This is a genomic window from Butyricicoccus faecihominis (assembly GCF_024462775.1).
Classification (GTDB): Bacteria; Bacillota; Clostridia; order Oscillospirales; family Butyricicoccaceae; genus Agathobaculum; species Agathobaculum faecihominis_A.
Genome location: NZ_JANGCE010000038.1, coordinates 14919 through 31634 on the forward strand (window position 1 = coordinate 14919; position 16716 = coordinate 31634).

Below are 16716 nucleotides of genomic sequence, written 5' to 3' on the forward strand. Positions count from 1 at the left end.
AGGCATTTCCTTATTTTGTTCAAAAAAACCGTCCCCCGAAAGCGGTTGCTTTCGGGGGACGGCCTTATCAGGGACTTTGCTCATGCAAGAAGGAGCTTAAATTTCGTTTGCCGGCGCGGTTACAACGGGCTCGTCATTTGCCGGAGCGTCCGGCGTAGTGATTTCAGTTGTAGGTTCCGCAGGCGTTGTTTCCTCGCTCGGCGTTTCGCCGGTCTGGGTCTGTTCCTGCTCCGCCGGTACAACGATCTGAGCATCGTTATTTGGGGCCGGCTTCTCTTCCGGAACCTCTACCTGTGGTTCGGACTGAACGGGTTCTCCCGGCTTAGCAGTATCTTCCGGCTGCGTGGGTTCCGGCTGAACAGGCTCAGGTTGTACGGCCGGTTCCTCTGCCTTGTCTTCGGGAGCGGGCTCATTCACAGGCTGCGGCTCCTCATTTGTCTTCTCAGTCTGATACGCCTGACCATCGACGGTGATTGTTGCCTTGTCACCATCTTTAGCCACAGTGCCTGTGATTTTCTCCTGAGTAGCTGCATCCATTACAACGGTAGTAGTATGGTCGGTCTTTTCTCGTACTGCATACAGTGCATAGACCGATGCCGTTGTGTTGCCCGCGGTCAACGTCTCATTGGAACCCGCGTTAAGCGTGCAATTCGTCAGCGTCGCTTGAGCGTCATATGGGTAAGACGTTGTCGAGTTGCCCACAATAAGAGCGCCAAACGCAACCTCGTTGCCGCCGCTCCAATTATTATAGGATTGACCGGCACTCGGTATGGCATCCTTAATTAACTGCGGAGCAGCGTTGATCGTGCAATTATCAAACGTAGCCGTGCCAGCGCGTACAATCACACCTTGACGGTTGCCTGTTACGATACTGTCCTTCATGTTCAGCGTGCCAGGCACATTGAACAGGACAGCGCAATCGTCAAAATCGCCATGATTCGCTTTCAGTGTGGAGTTTTCCACATTGATCACAGCGCCGTGATTCACTGAATCGATTGCGTTTGTGCTGATGCAATATACGCCGGTCGTCTCAATGTGACTGTTCTTTACCGTTAAGGTTGCATCCTCGCCGCGAGGCAGGAACACGCTGCCAGCCGCCTTAACCGTCACACCATCGACACCATCCAGTGTAAGCTTCTGCCCCTTTTCCACCGTAAAGTTTGCAACTGTATCCGCAGAGTTATTGGCAATCAGCGTACCGTTGCAAATCGTCACATCGGCACTTAGGTTTTTCTGATTAGAAGCTGTTTTCTCGTGCTTCGTGTCAGCTTCGTCGTTGTATCCCAACAAAACCGAACCGTTGCCGCTGACTGTCAGTGTGTTTCCGTTCAGATCAAGCGTAAGTGCATACGATCCTCTGGTGCGCCATGCCCCGGTGATATCGCCGGGGTTTTCGACCGTAATATCATTCTGTAGCGTGACAACTTCCTGTGTCGGATCGCTCATCGCGGTTTTCAACGCATCTGCCGTGGCAACCGTAGTCATTTTTTGTCCATTGATAGTCGCGTCGCCATACGTTGCAATAGCACCTTTGATTTTGTCCGTGGTCGCCTTATCCATCATGACGGTGGTCGAATAAGTATTGTTATTTGCTCTCACCGCATGCAGTGCATAGACCGGAGCGGTTACTTCCCCGACCGTCAAAGTCTTATTCTCGCCTGCATTAAGAATGCATTCGGTCAGCGTCACAGCCGCGTTATCCTTGTAAGTACTCGCCGTTTGGTTTCCCACGATCAACGCGCCATATGATACACGGTTGCCGTCTCCCCATTTCTCGGGCGAGATACTGTAGGCGTGTTCATTTGCCGAAAGCGCTGTTGTTTCCGCATTGATCGTGCAGCCTGTCAGTTTCGCCGTACCGGCGCGCACGATCACCGCCTGTCGATTACCGGTTATCGTACTATTCACCATATTCAGCGTACCGGGCACATTGATCAAGACCGCGCAGTTGTCCCTGTCATCGGATTGCGCCGTTAACGTGGATTTTTCCACATTGATCTCAACACCGTAGTTTACCGGGTCGTTTGCATTGGTGCTGATGCAATACACGCCCTTTGTTTCGATCGTGCTGTTTTTCACGGTCAGGGTCGCGCCCTCACCACGGGGAAGAAATACGCTGCCGCTAGCCGTTACATTAACGCCATTTACACCGTCCAGCGTCAACTTTTGGCCCTTTTCAATCGTAAAGCTGGCCACCGTCGCCTTCGTGTTATTAGCAATCAAATCACCGTTACGTATCGTAATATCAGCTTCCATAGATTGCTGTTCTGCCGCGGTATTCTTGTCGGTCGCGCTGTACCCTAGCAGCACCGAACCTTCGCCGCTGACGGTCAGTTTTTTCCCGTTCAGGTCAAGCGTGAGTTTGCTAGAACCTCTGGTGCGCCATGCCCCGGTGATATCGCTGGGGTTTGTGACCTCGATATCGTTCTGGAGCACTACGACTGCAGTGTTGCCTTCACTCATAGCAGCAATAAGCGTATCCGCAGTCGTAACCGGCGTGCCAAAGGTCTTCATCGTATTGATGAAAGACGTGGTCGCATTGTTCAGCGCCGTTACCGCTGCTGTGATCTGCTGCTGGGTGCTGTCGGCTGCGTTCGCGACCTTTTGTGCTTCGGCTATTGCCACACGGTAGGTCTCAACATCCTTTGCGTTATAATAGGTATCGCCAGCATGTAATGCGCCGCCGCCAATGAGATTCTTGCCATCATCACTCACTTTAGCGGTTTCCAGACGCCCGTTTGCATCCTCGATTGCCTTGGTCAGCGCAGCCTTATCAGCCTTGGCGCTCTGCTTGGCCGCATTGAACTTTGCTGTCGCTTCCGACAGGTCAGCTACGGCAGCGTCTACCTTTTCTTGCGTGTTGTCGCTGCCACTTCCGCTTGCTACTGCCTGTGCGGCTTCGATCGCCGTTTGATAAGTTTCCACATCGGCTTGCAGAACGTACTGGCCAGTCACATCGGAACCGTCCTTGCTGACCGCGACCGAATTGACGTTTACCGCCGCCGCCTTGATCGCGGCGTTCAGGGACGCCTTATCCACCGCGCCGGACGCCTTCGCATCATTGAAGGCCTTGGTCGCTTCATTCAGCGCTGCAAGCGCATCGTTTACCGCCTTCTGGTTCGCGGGATTTTCTACAGCAGCGATCGCAGCATCGATCGCGCTCCCATAGGTTGCACTCACGGCTTTTGTGACGACCGTAATATTATTATCTATCGTTTCCTTATCACCGATCGTGACGGAATTGATGTTTAGACCCGCGTTATTGATCGCGGTGACCAACTTAGCGGTATCGATCGACGCGCCCGACTTCTTAGCAGAGCCGAACGACGCGGTTGCCGCGTTTACATTCGCAAGCGCCTGACCGAGTACGGCAGCGTCCGTGCTGTCCTTGACAGCCGCCGCGTCCGCGATCGTCTTGTCAAACGCCGCCATTACGTCCGCCGTGACCCACTGCGCCGTGGGCGCAACGTCCAGCCCGTTTTCGCTGGTCTGAATATTTGCCTTGGCGGTATCCGCCGCCTTCAAAGCGTCGGACAGGGCCGCTTGCAGCTCGCCCACTTCGTTCCATGTACCGTTTTGCTTCTGGCCGTTGAAGGTGCTCAGCGCGGTGTTCAGCGCTTCTACCGCCGCTGCGACCGCCGCCGTGTTGGCGTCCGCCGCGCTCACGACCGCATTCGCTGCCGCAAGAGCGTCCTGATAGGCCTTCATCTGCGCGGTGGTGACAAACTGCACGCCCAACAGCACCTTGTCGGCCGCTTCATCCGTGCCGGAAACGCCGGTCAGGGCTGCTTCCGCCGCCTTGAGGGCGCTCTTAAGCGCAGTCTTGTCCGCCTGTACGACAGCGGTCGGGGTGGATGTGATCGGATCATAGTTCTTGATCGTTACCGTGATCGCCTTGCCAACCATCCCGTCCGTCAGCATCAGCGTTTTGCCAGTGCCAACCTCGCTGTCCCCGGCCTTCCACGAATAGGTAATCGGGTGACCCTTTGTGCTGGTCGCGTCCGCATTCACGGAGGCCGCCAGCGTTTGGCCGACGATTGCCGAGCCGGAGATCGCCGCTTCCGAAACCGCCACAGTTGCCGGAATCGTTCCCTTGACCGGCTCGCTCGCCAGCGTGTCGCCCGTGGCCTTTACTCGTACGTAATAGGTGCCGGGGGCAAATTCAGTCCCGGTGGTAAAATCATTGTACGTAACACCATTGACACTGTATTCCAAACCGGATTGAGCTGAGGTGATCTTGCCCTTGCCCTCTGCTGTTTCCGGCTCTGCAAATACGACATCACTTGGTGCGGCGGCCTTGGTCTTGACTGTGATTGTCTGATCCGTCACCGTAACACCTGTTGCTCCGCCAACCGCCGTGACTTGTGCGACCGTATCAGCGCTTGCCGTTACTGCCACATCATTTGCCAGCGCATCGACTGTGGAAACGGTGCCTTCGCCCGCGATCTCCACATTCGCCTTGGTCTCGACGACCGGGATGGTAACATCCTTTGCCACCGTGATCGTAACGTTCTCCGCGTCTGCCGGCACGGAAACCTTGTCAACGCTCTTGTTCGTGATCTGTACCGGCGCGGCGGCTTCTACCTCGGCAACATTGCCGGTGCCGCTGATGGCAACGTTCGCGGACTTGGCTTCTACCTTTTCCACCGCCGCGTTCAGTTCGACCGGCGCGGTAGCCGTTACCGTACCGACCTTGGCGTTGGACAGCGTGATCGGATTGGTCGCCGCGACTGCGGTAATCTCGCCCTCGCCGGAAACGACCGCGTTATCCGTTGTGGAGGTCAGCGTGCCGACGCTCGCGCCAGCCGCGACTTCCAGCGTCGCCTTGCTTTCCAGCGCGACTATTGCGATCTCGCCTTCCACCTTGACCGCTTCCTCGGTCGCTACGGTGAGCGCAACGCCCGCCGCCGTGCTGGTGATCGTGCCTACCTTGGCCTCAGGCGCAACCTTGACCTTTGCGGCATCCGCCGTTACCGAAATTTCCGCCATTTCGCCGGAAAGCACGACATTTTTATCCGTGGCTACCTCTACCGCCGGGGTGCTGCCCGCGTCCTGCGCGATCTCCAGCTTGCCCGCGCCAGCCAGCTTGACGGAACCGGTCTTATCGCCTACGACAAAGGTTTCGCCCGCGACCGCCTTGATGGTGACCGTACCGGCCACCGTCATATTATTCTGTACGTGCGCTTCCGCCGCGTCCACGGTCAGGCTGTTACACTTTGCGCCTTCCCCTGCCGCGCCGTCGTCTGTCAGCGTTATTTTGGTCGCCTTGGGCGCGTTGATGGTTACATCGCCCAGCGATACCTTACCGAACTTGATCTCTACCTCGCCCGCGCCTTCACGGCTAAGCGCCAGATCCTGACCGGCCGCGAAGCCGTCGCCCTTTAAGGTGATGGTCGCGATATCCGCGTCCGCAAACGCCTTTTGCAGCTCTTCCGGCGAGCTCACGTCCGCCGTGGTCACCGTGCTGCTATGGCCGCCGCCACCGCCGCCGGAGCCGCCGCCTGTCGAGGGCTTTTCCGCCGCGCCGCCGGTCTGCTCCACCTTGGTGTTCTTGGTGGTCACCTTGGTATCGTTCTTATCATTGGTCTTAACGGTCTTTACCGTGCCTTCGCCCGCTACCGTGGTGCCCTTTGCCGTTGTGGTCACGGTATCGATCGTGCCGCCCTTCTGCGCGGTGACCGCGACATTCGCCGCGTCGATCGTAACGTCCGTTACCGTACCGGATACCTCTACCTTGGCCTTTTCCGCGCCGACGGACACCGTGCCCGCCTTCGCGCCCGCGCCAACGGTAAGCGTTGCGCCCGCCGCCGCGTCGGTCAACTCGACCGCGCCAACAGAGGCGCTGCCCGTCAAAGCTACGTCCGCCTTAGCCTGTACGGTGACCGCGCCGGATACGGAAGCGCCGCTCAGCGTTACCGTGCCGCTCGCCGCGCCCGCCGCCACCAGTACGTCCGCCGCCGCGCCCGTTACGGTCACGTCAGGGGCGGCCACCAGCGTAAGGCCCGCGTTCTTCGCTTCTACCGTCGCGCCGGCCGTGTTCGCATAGCCGGTGATCGTGCGGTCCAGAATGGTGACCACCGACGCGCGGTCGATATTCTGCGCCGGGGCAAACCGGTTGGAGCCCACGCCGTTCACGATGCCCTTGTCGCTCATCGCCTTCACGTAGCCCTTGGCCCAGCCCGATACCTGCGCGCCGTCCGCAAAGGAAAGCGAGCCGGAGGTCTCCTCAACCGCCAGCGCGCGCCCCATCATAACAGCCGCTTCCTCACGGGTGATGGTGCCGTTCGGGTTCGCGCCCGTGCCGTCGCCCTTCAGGATGCCCGCCGCCGCGCATTTCAGCACCGCGTCCGCATACCATGCGCCGGACGATACGTCCGCGAACGAATTGCTCGCCTTGTCCGTCAGGCCCAACAGTTTCGACAGCACCGTCGCCATCTCGGCGCGCGTCATGGACGCGTTCGGTCGGAACGCCCCGCCCGATCCCTGTACGATACCGTAGCCGCTCCACCGGTCCACGGCGCTCTCTGCCCAGTGGCCCGCGGTGTCGCTGTAGTTTGCCGCACCCGCGGTCACCGTCATGGCCGACATTGTCGAAAGCAACATCGTACCGGTCAGGAACGCCGCCAGTTTCCGCTTTAGCTTCATTTCGTTGTCCTCCATTTCTATTGGTGATTTTGCTATCTATATGAAAACCCACCCCATCAGGTACGGTTTACCGTAGTTCCCCGGCGCGTAGCCTTGTCCGGTTAAAAAGAGCAGCCGACATCCGTCCGCTGCTTTCGCATCCCATTTGCAGCTGGCTGACTCTCCGCGGCACGGGGGGTCCCTATAGTTTTGCGTCCCTGCCTTGCGGCAGGTTTGCCATTTTTATATATATCACTACATAATATGAATTATGTGGTAATTTTATAGTTGTTTTGGAACTTTTTGATGTTCTACGGCGACTCATCTTTGGCCATAACGCATAATTTTCGTGGAAATAGCCATTGTCATTTTGTCGTTTTTGTGATATGCTACTTCCGTAACTTTGAGATAACAAAATAAAACCACCACATAATTCATATTATGTGGTGGTTTTATGCTTAAAAAATATTTACTTTCCGCACTAAAAACCCCCGCGCCGTAAAGGCGCGGGGGTTTTAAAATGCGGGTATGGAATTTTACTGCTGGCCGTACAGCGCTTCCAGCTTCTTCAGATGCGCGTAGCGCTCTACCGACGCCTTCTCAGCTTCGACAAACAGCTTTTCAGCGCGATCCGGGAAGGAACGGGTCAACGCGGAGTAGCGCGCTTCGTTCATGATGAAGCCGCGGTAATCCTCGCTCTTGGGCTCCTTGGAATCCATGATGAACGGATTCTTGCCTTCGGCCTTGAGCTGCGGATTGTAGCGGAAGTTGTTCCAGTAGCCGCAATCGACAGCCTTCTTCATCTCGGCCTGACAGTTTGCCATGCCGCCCTTGATGGAGTGCATTTCGCACGGCGCATAGCCGATAATGAGGGACGGGCCCGGATAAGCTTCCGCTTCGGCAATCGCCTTCAGCGTCTGCTGCATGTTGGCGCCCATCGCCACCTGCGCGACGTAAACATAGCCGTAGCTCATCGCGATCTCGGCAAGAGACTTCTTGCCGATGGCCTTGCCGGCCGCCGCGAACTGCGCTACCGCGCCGATCGGGGTAGCCTTGGATGCCTGACCGCCGGTGTTGGAGTAAACCTCGGTATCGAATACCATGACGTTGATATCCTGACCGGAAGCCAGCACATGGTCCAGACCGCCGAAGCCGATATCATAAGCCCAGCCGTCGCCGCCGAAGATCCAGACGGACTTCTTGGCAAGGTATTCCTTATGGGCGAGGATATCGCTCGCAAGCGCGCAAGCTTCGCAGTCGCAATGCTTCGCGCCGGAAGCCTTCAGCTCCTGAACGTGCGCCTTCATTTCGCCTACCTTATCGCCGAACACATCCTTGGCCGCCGGGCTGTTGATGAACGCTTCGCAAGCTTCCACCGGCAAAACGGATTCTTCCAGCAGAGCGATGTATTTCTTGGTGGCTTCCGCGTTGGCGTTGCCGTCGTCCATGGTATCGAGCCATGCCTGCGCGGCTTCCTTGAGCGGCGCGTACGTGTGCTCTACGGCGATCAGCTCGCGGGTCTTATCAGCCAAACGGTCGCGCAGCGCCTTCTGGCCGTAGTACATGCCAAGGCCGTGCTCCGCGTTATCCTCGAACAGGGAGTTTGCCCAAGCCGGGCCGTGGCCGTTTGCATCAACGGTGTACGGGCTGGTGGCTGCCGGACCGCCCCAGATGGACGAACAACCGGTAGCATTCGAGATATACATACGGTCGCCGCAGACCTGCGTAATCAGGCGGGCGTAAGAGGTCTCGGCGCAGCCCGCGCAGGAGCCGGAGAACTCAAGCAGCGGCTTCTTGAACTGGCTGTCCTTGACGGAATTCACGGAGATCATATCGGCCTTTTCGGCTACTTCGGCTACCATGTAGTCGAACGCGTCCTGCTGGGCGGCTTCCTGCTCCTGCGGAACCATGGTGAGGGACTTGGTCGGGCAAACGCCGACACAAACGCCGCAGCCCATGCAGTCCAGCGGGGAAACGGCCATGGAATACTTGTAAACGCCCTTGCCCTTGCCGGCCTTGATGTCGACAATCTTGGCGGAAGCCGGCGCCGCGGCCGCTTCCTCTTCGGTCAGCGCGAAGGGACGGATGGTGGCGTGCGGGCAGACATACGCGCACTGGTTGCACTGGATACAGGTATCCTGATTCCAAGCCGGTACGGTAACGGCAACGCCGCGCTTCTCGTAAGCTGCCGCGCCGTGGGAGAACGTGCCGTCCACGTGCTCGCCCGCGAAAGCGGATACGGGCAGGCTGTCGCCGTCCATACGGCCGATCGGGTCCATGATCTCCTTGACCATCTTGACGGTCTCGGGACGGCCGTGCAGCTCGGCGCCGTTCGCCTGATCCTGCGCGTTCGCCCAGTCAGCCGGTACGTCGAACTTGTGGAACGCGGTAGCGCCCGCGTCGATCGCCTTGTGGTTCATATCAACCACGTCCTGACCCTTCTTGAGGTAGGACTTGGTGGCGGCGTCCTTCATGTAGCCGATGGCTTCTTCCTGCGGCATGACCTTGGCCAGCGTGAAGAAAGCGGACTGCAGAATGGTGTTGTTGCGCTTGCCCATGCCGATCTCGATCGCAAGATCGATCGCGTTGATCGTGTAGACCTGAACGTTGTTTGCCGCGATATAGCGCTTGGCAACGGCGGGCATATGTTTGTTCAGTTCTTCGTCGGACCACTGGCAGTTGATCATAAAGATGCCGCCGGGCTTGACGTCGCGCACCATCGGGTAGCCCTTGATGATGTAGGACGGGTTGTGGCAAGCGACAAAGTCGGCCTTATTGATATAGTAGGGCGACTTGATCGGCTTGTCGCCGAAACGCAGGTGCGAAACGGTCACGCCGCCGGTCTTCTTCGAGTCGTACTGGAAGTAAGCCTGTACGAATTTATCGGTGTGGTCGCCGATGATCTTGATGGAGTTCTTGTTCGCGCCGACCGTGCCGTCGCCGCCGAGACCCCAGAACTTGCACTCGATGGTGCCTTCCGCCGCGGTGTTCGGCGAGGGCTTCTCTTCGAGGGACAGGTTCGTAACGTCATCCACGATGCCCAGCGTAAACTGGTGCTTCGGAGCGTCCTTTGCGAGTTCGTCGTATACCGCGAACACAGAGGACGGGGGCGTGTCCTTGGAGCCGAGACCGTAACGGCCGCCGGTGAGGACCAGATCGTTGCGGCCGGCGTTAGCCAGCGCGGTGACGACGTCCAGATAAAGCGGCTCGCCCTGACTGCCGGGCTCCTTGGTGCGATCGAGAACGGCGATCTTCTTGGCCGTGGCCGGGATGGCCGCGACAAACTTGTCCGCCGCGAACGGACGGTACAGGCGGACCTTAATCAGGCCGACCTTCTCGCCGTTTGCATTCATATAATCGATAACTTCCTCGGCAACGTCGCAGATGGAGCCCATGGCGACGATGACGCGGTCGGCGTCCTGCGCGCCGTAGTAGTTAAAGAGCTGGTAATCGGTGCCGAGCTTTTGGTTGACCTTGCCCATGTACTTTTCAACGATGGCCGGAACAGCCTCGTAATACCGGTTGCAGGCCTCGCGGTGCTGGAAGAAAACGTCGCCGTTTTCGTGGCTGCCGCGCATAGCCGCGTGCTCGGGGTTGAGGGCGCGCTTACGGAACGCTTCAACAGCGTCCATATCGCACATATCCTTCAGATCCTCGTAATCCCAAACCTCGATCTTCTGGATCTCGTGGGAGGTACGGAAACCGTCGAAGAAGTTGATAAACGGCACGCGGGACTCGATCGAAGCGAGATGCGCGACGGCGCCAAGGTCCATCACTTCCTGCGGGTTGGTTTCGGCCAGCATGGCAAAGCCGGTCTGGCGGCAGGCCATTACGTCGGAATGGTCGCCGAAAATATTCAGCGCGTGGCTGGCTACCGTACGTGCGGAAACATGGAACACGCAAGGCAGCAGCTCGCCCGCGATCTTGTACATATTCGGGATCATCAGCAGCAGGCCCTGAGAAGCGGTGTACGTAGTGGTGAGCGCACCGGCCGCGAGCGAACCGTGCACAGTACCCGCGGCGCCCGCCTCGGACTGCATTTCGATCACCTTTACGGTTGTGCCAAAGATGTTTTTCTGACCCGCGGCTGCCCACTGGTCAACGCTGTCTGCCATGGGGCTGGAAGGGGTGATCGGATAGATACCCGCTACCTCGGTAAACGCATACGACACGTGAGCCGCCGCTGTGTTACCGTCCATGGACTTCATTTTTCTTGCCATGATATATCCTCCTATTCAGTTAATAACTTGCTAAAGGCCTGAAAAGCGTATAAATCCGTGCTTTTGGGGCCTATGGAACGGTTTGTTTCGACCCTTTTTATTTTAGCACTCTGCCTTTAGAATGTAAACACCAAATATGACAGATTAATAACATAGATCGCCTCTCAGAAAAGTTTTTCGCCCCCTGTTTCGCCTGTTGAAACGGGGGCCGTGTTACAGTTATTTTGCATGCGCATTTGTGCATTGCACCGGCGCGGAACATATAGTATAATAAGGATAAGTATCGAATTTTGTCGCAGCGGAGGGGTTTTATGGTTTCACGCGTGTGTTCGGCCGGGCTGATCGGAATCGACGGCTGCATCGTCACGGTGGAGTGTTTTCTCTCCTCCGGTTTGCCCCGGCTGGACGTGGTCGGCCTGCCTACCGGCGCGGTGAGCGAAGCGGGCGAGCGCGTGCGCGCCGCCGCCAAGCACTGCGGGTTCGACTGGCCTGTGTCGCGCATCACGGTCAACCTCGCCCCGGCGGATACGAAAAAGGCCGGGACCGCGTACGACCTGCCCCTCCTGCTCGGCATCCTCGCGGCGGAGGGTTCGCTTTCCGCCCCGCCGAAGGACGCGGTCTTTCTCGGCGAGCTATCGCTGACGGGCGAGCTGCGCCCGGTATGCGGCGCGCTTTCCATGGCGCTGGCCGCGCGGGAAAACGGCTTTACCACCATTTTTGTGCCAGCCGACAACGCCGCCGAGGCGGCCTATGCCACGGGCGTTACCGTTTATCCGGTGAAAACCTTAAACCAGCTGATCGCCCACCTAGAGGGGCGGCAGCCGCTTGAGCCCGCAACGCCGCCGCCCGCTCCCGCGCGCACGGACGGCGCGCTTGATTTTTGCCATGTGATGGGGCAGCACAGCGTCAAGCGCGCGCTTGAAATCGCGGCGGCGGGCGGGCACAACATCCTGCTCTCCGGCCCGCCGGGTTCGGGCAAAAGCATGATGGCAAAGCGCTTTCCCACCATCCTGCCCGCGCTGACCGAGGGGGAGCGGCTCGAAGTCATCCGCGTCTGGTCCTCCGTGGGACGCGGGGCGGAAGCCGTAGCCCGGGCGGAGCGCCCCTTCCGCGCCCCGCACCACAACGCTTCGGCGGGCGCGCTCGCGGGCGGCTCCGGTACGGGAGGGCGGCTGCCAACGCCCGGCGAAATTTCGCTGGCGCACCGCGGCGTGTTATTTCTGGACGAGCTGCCCGAATTCCACCGCGACGTGCTGGAAACACTCCGCCAACCGGTGGAGGATGGCCGGGTGACTATTTCCCGCGTCGCGGGGCAGGTCACCTATCCGGCGAATTTTCAGCTCGTCGCCGCGATGAATCCCTGCAAATGCGGTTGGTACGGCACGCCGCGCTGCACCTGTTCGGAAAACGCGGTGCAGCAGTATCTGCGCCGCCTTTCCGGCCCGTTGCTCGATCGGATTGATTTACAGGTCGCGGTGCAGCCGGTGCCCTACGAAGCGCTTGCAAACCGCGCGCGCATCAAAGAGGAACCTTCCGCCGCCATTCGCGCCCGTGTGACAAGCGCCCGCGCCAAGCAGTACGCGCGGCAGGGCGAAGCCGTGTGCAACGCCGACTTGCCGCCAGCACGCCTTGCGGAAGCCTGCCCGCTTTCGCCGGATGCCTCGCGCATGTTCGCCGCCGCCTTTGATCGGCTAGGGCTCACCGCCCGCGCGCACGACCGTGTGCTGCGCGTGGCGCGCACCATCGCCGATCTGGCCGAAAGCGAAACGCTGGAAGCCGAGCATCTGGCCGAAGCGCTGCAATACCGCGCGATCGACCGGGAAACCAAGGCCGCGCCATAGGTTTTCCCCATGATGTGTGGATAAGTCTGTGGATATTGTGAATAAGTTGTGATTTCGACACATTCTGCGTGAATTCCCCTATTCTCTTCCCCAAAACGGTGTAATAGTAGCATATATACACCTTTCCACCCCGAAGGAGGTACCATTTTATGCCGCATTTCCGCCTGCGCACCGTATGCGCGCTCGCTTTGGCCGCGTCATGTCTTGCCGCGCCGGAAGCGGGCGCGCTCTCCGGCGTGTCCGGCTGGGCCGAACCGGCAGTCGCGTATGCCCAGAGGTCCGGACTCGAGCCCACCTCTTTTGCCGGGCTCAAGGCGACCGCGCCGGTCACCCGGGCCGAGTTCTGCACGGTCGCGCTGAATACCTATGAAAAGGTCACGGGCCGAACCGCTCCCAAGAGCGGAAAAAAACCTTTTTCCGACTGCTCCGATCCCGCGGTCACCGCGGCGTACGAGCTTGGGCTGGTGAGCGGGCGCGGCAGCGGTGTGTTCGATCCCAACGCCACCATCCAGCGGCAGGATCTTTGCGTGATGCTATATAATGTATTGGATGCCGCCGGTATCACGGCCCCCGCCATCGCGGGCGACGCGGCGGTAGAGGATTATCCGGATGTTTCCGACATACGCGGTTATGCCGTCACGCCCATGATCACCATGGTCGATTACTCGATCGTCAACGGCGTTGCCGCCGCGGGCAGCACAACAAAGCTGGCCCCCGCCGGCACGGCCACGCGCGAGCAGGCGCTCATCATGGCGGGCCGCTTTGCCGACGCGTTTGCCGGACAGGCCGATCCCGAGCAGCCCGGCACTACCCCCGATCCGGAGCCGGAGCCGGAGCCCGAACCCGAACCCGAACCGAAGCCCGACACCAAGCCCGTTCGTCCGCCCAGCATCGATATCACCTCGCCGTCCGACGTTCCCACGAGCAAAGAGGATAAAATGACCTTTGTTTACGGCGAGGGCGGAGAAAAGTACCAATCTAGCGAGGAAGCGCGCGCCAATATGACCGAGATTACCATCAAGGTTTGGCGTTTAGGGGAGGACGGCGCCAAAACCTCCGGCACGACCGAGATCACCGTCAACCGTGTGCTCGCCCCGCTCATCGTCAAGATCTTTGATGAGATATACGAAGGCGACGAGCAGTTCCCCATCCGCGACGTCGGCTGTTATGCTTGGCGCACGGGCGAGCATTCGCAGGGCACCGCGATCGACATCAATTACGATGAGAATATGGAAGCGACGATCAACGAGGACGGTTCCCTGACCCCGACCACCGGCACGCATTGGACGCCCGGTGAGGACCCCTACTCCATCCCCGAGGACGGCGACGTGGTAAACGCCTTTGCCAAATACGGCTTCGCTTGGGGCGGCAACGCATGGCGCAGCAAAAGAGACTATATGCACTTTAGCTTCTTTGGTACATAAAAACGCATTCATCGGTTGTGAAAAACGCATTTGGTGATACAATATAGAGGTATGGAGGAGTGTTATATGTTCACTTACAAACCCCTTTGGAAGCTTCTGATCGATCACGACATGAACAAAAGCGAGCTCAAGCGCACGCTGGGCCTATCGTCGAGCACCATGACCCGATTGGTGCATAACGAATACGTTTCGCTGGAAACGCTCGACGCGATCTGTACGGAGTTCGGCTGCACCCCGAACGACGTGATCGAGCACATCCCGCCCGAATAACCACGATGCGCACAAAATCAACCGCCGGTTGGAACAATCCTACCGGCGGTTAACTTTGCCTCCATTGCGGGCGGCACGCAGCGCATGCTACAATGAAAGCAGCAAAAGGCCTTTGCAGCAACAGACAAAGGAGTTTTTTAAGTATGGAACTGAATATCGGATCTGTCATTTCCAATGTACGGCGCGGCAAAGGGCTGACGCAGGAGGCACTGGCCGACGCGGTCGGCGTTTCTTCCGCCGCGGTCAGCAAATGGGAGACCGGCGCGAGCTACCCGGATATCACCCTGCTGCCGCCGCTCGCCCGCGCGCTGGGTCTTACGGTCGACGCGCTGCTCGATTACCATGCCCAGCCCACCGATCAGGAGCTGCACGAGCTGTCCGAACGCCTTGGCAAGGTGTTCGACGAGCAGGGATACGCCGCGGGACGGGCCGCATGCGAACAAATGCTGCACGAATACCCATCCTACGGTCCGCTCAAGCTCGTCATTGGTTCGCTGTATTATCGCTATCTATCCTTTGCCCTGGGCGGCAAGGCCGATCCGGATGCCATGATAGAGGACGTCGTACAGCAATCGCTGACGCTGTTCGAGCAGGCCGAGCAGGAAAGCAAGGACGGCAATGAAGGCCAAATGGCAAAGGCGCTTCGCATCTCGGCGCTTACCATGGCGGGGCGCTACGACGAAGCCGAAGAACTGCTCGACAGCCTGCCGGGGCGGCCGTTCATTTCGCGCCCGGAGCAGCTCTATCAGACGCTGTACCTTGCGCGCGGCGACCTTGACAAGGCCGAACAGATGGATCAGCGCGCCCTATTCGAGCAATACAGCGAGGCCGCCACTTCACTGCTGAACCTGAGCGCCGTTTCCCGCCGCCGGGGCGATATGGAAGCCGCGCAGCGGTTTACCGACGCTTACTGCGCCTTGACCGAGCTGTTCCAGCTCGATCCCATGGCCGGACTGCAAATGCAGCTCACGCTCGCCGAGGAATGCGGCGATACCGAACGCGCCCTCGACCTGTTCGGGCGGTATATCGACGCCGTCATCGCGCACACGTTCGATTACACGGATAATCCGTTTTTCTTCGCCGTGCAAACGCGCGTACCCACCAAAAACGAATTAAACGCGATGAATCGTTTGGTGCTGCGCGCCGCGGAGGAGGACGAGGGCTTTGCCGCGATCCGCGGCGAAAAACGCTTTGCCGACGCGCTAGACCGCCTGCGCAAAGCATTAGACGACTGACCCTTCAAAGGCCGGGCAGAGGAATATTCCTTTGCCCGGCCTCAGACTGTCAAAAAACTATTTTTGACAGTCTGTCGATCGAAACAAAGCCCCATTTCGATCGCGTATTCCGGCTTCTGCTCTCGGTTTTATGGCATTTTCCACTTGCGGCAAATGCCTATTTTATGCACGCTGCGGCGTGAGGACTTTTTCGACGGGCCGCCTCTTGGATTTAAGTTTGTAAGCGGGGGCGGGGTTGGGAGGTGGTCTCGTCCTCCGCCAGTATGGCGTGCATGAACCGCGCGCCAAGCTGCAATCCGGATGCGAAAGCGTCCATTTGCTCAAAGGAAGCGGAGGCTGTGTATAGGTCGCTCAGGTCGAGAAACCGGCGGTAATCGTCGTCCCGCATGACAGTGGTAAAATAGTGCGTTTCCGTCTCGATCTGTTGCTCAATCGCGTCGCGCGCCGGGCTTGACGCGCGCGGGCGCTCAAAGGGATTGTAGCGGCCATAATACAGGTCTTCGATAAATTCTTGTTTCATTGTGCATTTTCCTTTCGCAATGTTTTGCACAACGCCTTGCCAGACAAAACCGCACAGTGTATAATATTTATGCGGCTGCCTGTTTAGGTGGTTGTGCGGTGGGAAGCGGTGCATGCTTTGAGAGGTGGCGCCGCTTCCTATTTTACTTTTTCAGGCTGTCATGCACCATGTCAATTCCCTTGCGGACAACATCGGAACGGGATAAGGCAAGTTGCTTTGTGCATTCATCGAGTTTCTGTTGGGTTTCAATACTAACCCGAACAAAGATGCGATCTTTCATTGAACTGTCAGAGGGTGGACGGCCTTTTTTCTTTTGCGCCATTGTGTCACCTCGATTTCTTGTGCGCACCTATATTGTATAACTGTGCGCACAAAAAGTCAATAGATTTTAGCGACAAAGGTATGTGTAGGCGTACGGCAGGGGCAGCACACGGTAACTTCGCAGTTAGGTAGGGCCGGGTGACCCCACCCGGCCGCCCCACATGGAGCGAATGACCCCAATGATGCGGCACCCACCGCAAGAGTAAAAGGGGCTGTAAAAAAACTGTTGCAAAATAGAAGAGTACCCAAATGTCATTCTGA

8 protein-coding genes and 1 riboswitch are annotated in these 16716 nt (G+C 58.5%); of the genes, 4 read left to right on the forward strand and 4 right to left on the reverse strand.

Annotation, left to right across the window (positions count from 1 at the left end; genetic code table 11):
* Positions 1-96 precede the first annotated feature (96 nt).
* Both NE562_RS15485 and nifJ read right to left on the reverse strand, forming a co-directional pair.
* Positions 97-6645 carry an S-layer homology domain-containing protein gene (locus NE562_RS15485; protein WP_280963322.1) on the reverse strand — a complete coding sequence of 2183 codons (6549 nt, stop codon included), beginning with the start codon at positions 6643-6645 and terminating at the stop codon, positions 97-99.
* Between the two features lie 143 nt (positions 6646-6788).
* Positions 6789-6873: riboswitch (cyclic di-GMP riboswitch) on the reverse strand.
* A gap of 287 nt (positions 6874-7160) precedes the next feature.
* Positions 7161-10844 (reverse strand): pyruvate:ferredoxin (flavodoxin) oxidoreductase, encoded by a 3684-nt coding sequence (gene nifJ, locus NE562_RS15490; protein WP_280963323.1) that lies wholly within the window; start codon positions 10842-10844, stop codon positions 7161-7163.
* 311 nt (positions 10845-11155) lie between these two features.
* Between nifJ and NE562_RS15495 the strand changes: the two genes are divergently transcribed.
* The 4 genes from NE562_RS15495 to NE562_RS15510 all read left to right on the forward strand — a co-directional run bounded on the left by NE562_RS15495 (position 11156) and on the right by NE562_RS15510 (position 15614).
* Positions 11156-12685, forward strand: a complete 1530-nt coding sequence (locus NE562_RS15495; RefSeq protein ID WP_280963324.1) for a YifB family Mg chelatase-like AAA ATPase — start codon at positions 11156-11158, stop codon at positions 12683-12685.
* Positions 12686-12834: 149 nt separating this feature from the next.
* A complete protein-coding gene (locus tag NE562_RS15500) occupies positions 12835-14109 on the forward strand; it encodes a M15 family metallopeptidase (protein ID WP_280963325.1) in 1275 nt (424 codons plus the stop codon).
* A 66-nt stretch (positions 14110-14175) separates the two neighbouring features.
* A complete protein-coding gene (locus NE562_RS15505) occupies positions 14176-14379 on the forward strand; it encodes a helix-turn-helix domain-containing protein (RefSeq protein ID WP_280963326.1) in 204 nt (67 codons plus the stop codon).
* 143 nt (positions 14380-14522) lie between these two features.
* Entirely contained in the window at positions 14523-15614 is a 1092-nt protein-coding gene (locus NE562_RS15510) for a helix-turn-helix domain-containing protein (protein ID WP_280963327.1), read from the forward strand.
* A gap of 211 nt (positions 15615-15825) precedes the next feature.
* Here NE562_RS15510 and NE562_RS15515 read toward each other — a convergent pair whose 3' ends face one another.
* Positions 15826-16134, reverse strand: a complete 309-nt coding sequence (locus NE562_RS15515; protein ID WP_280963328.1) for a DUF6809 family protein — start codon at positions 16132-16134, stop codon at positions 15826-15828.
* Between the two features lie 142 nt (positions 16135-16276).
* Positions 16277-16414 carry a CopG family transcriptional regulator gene (locus NE562_RS15520; protein WP_280963329.1) on the reverse strand — a complete coding sequence of 46 codons (138 nt, stop codon included), beginning with the start codon at positions 16412-16414 and terminating at the stop codon, positions 16277-16279.
* Positions 16415-16716: the final 302 nt, after the last annotated feature.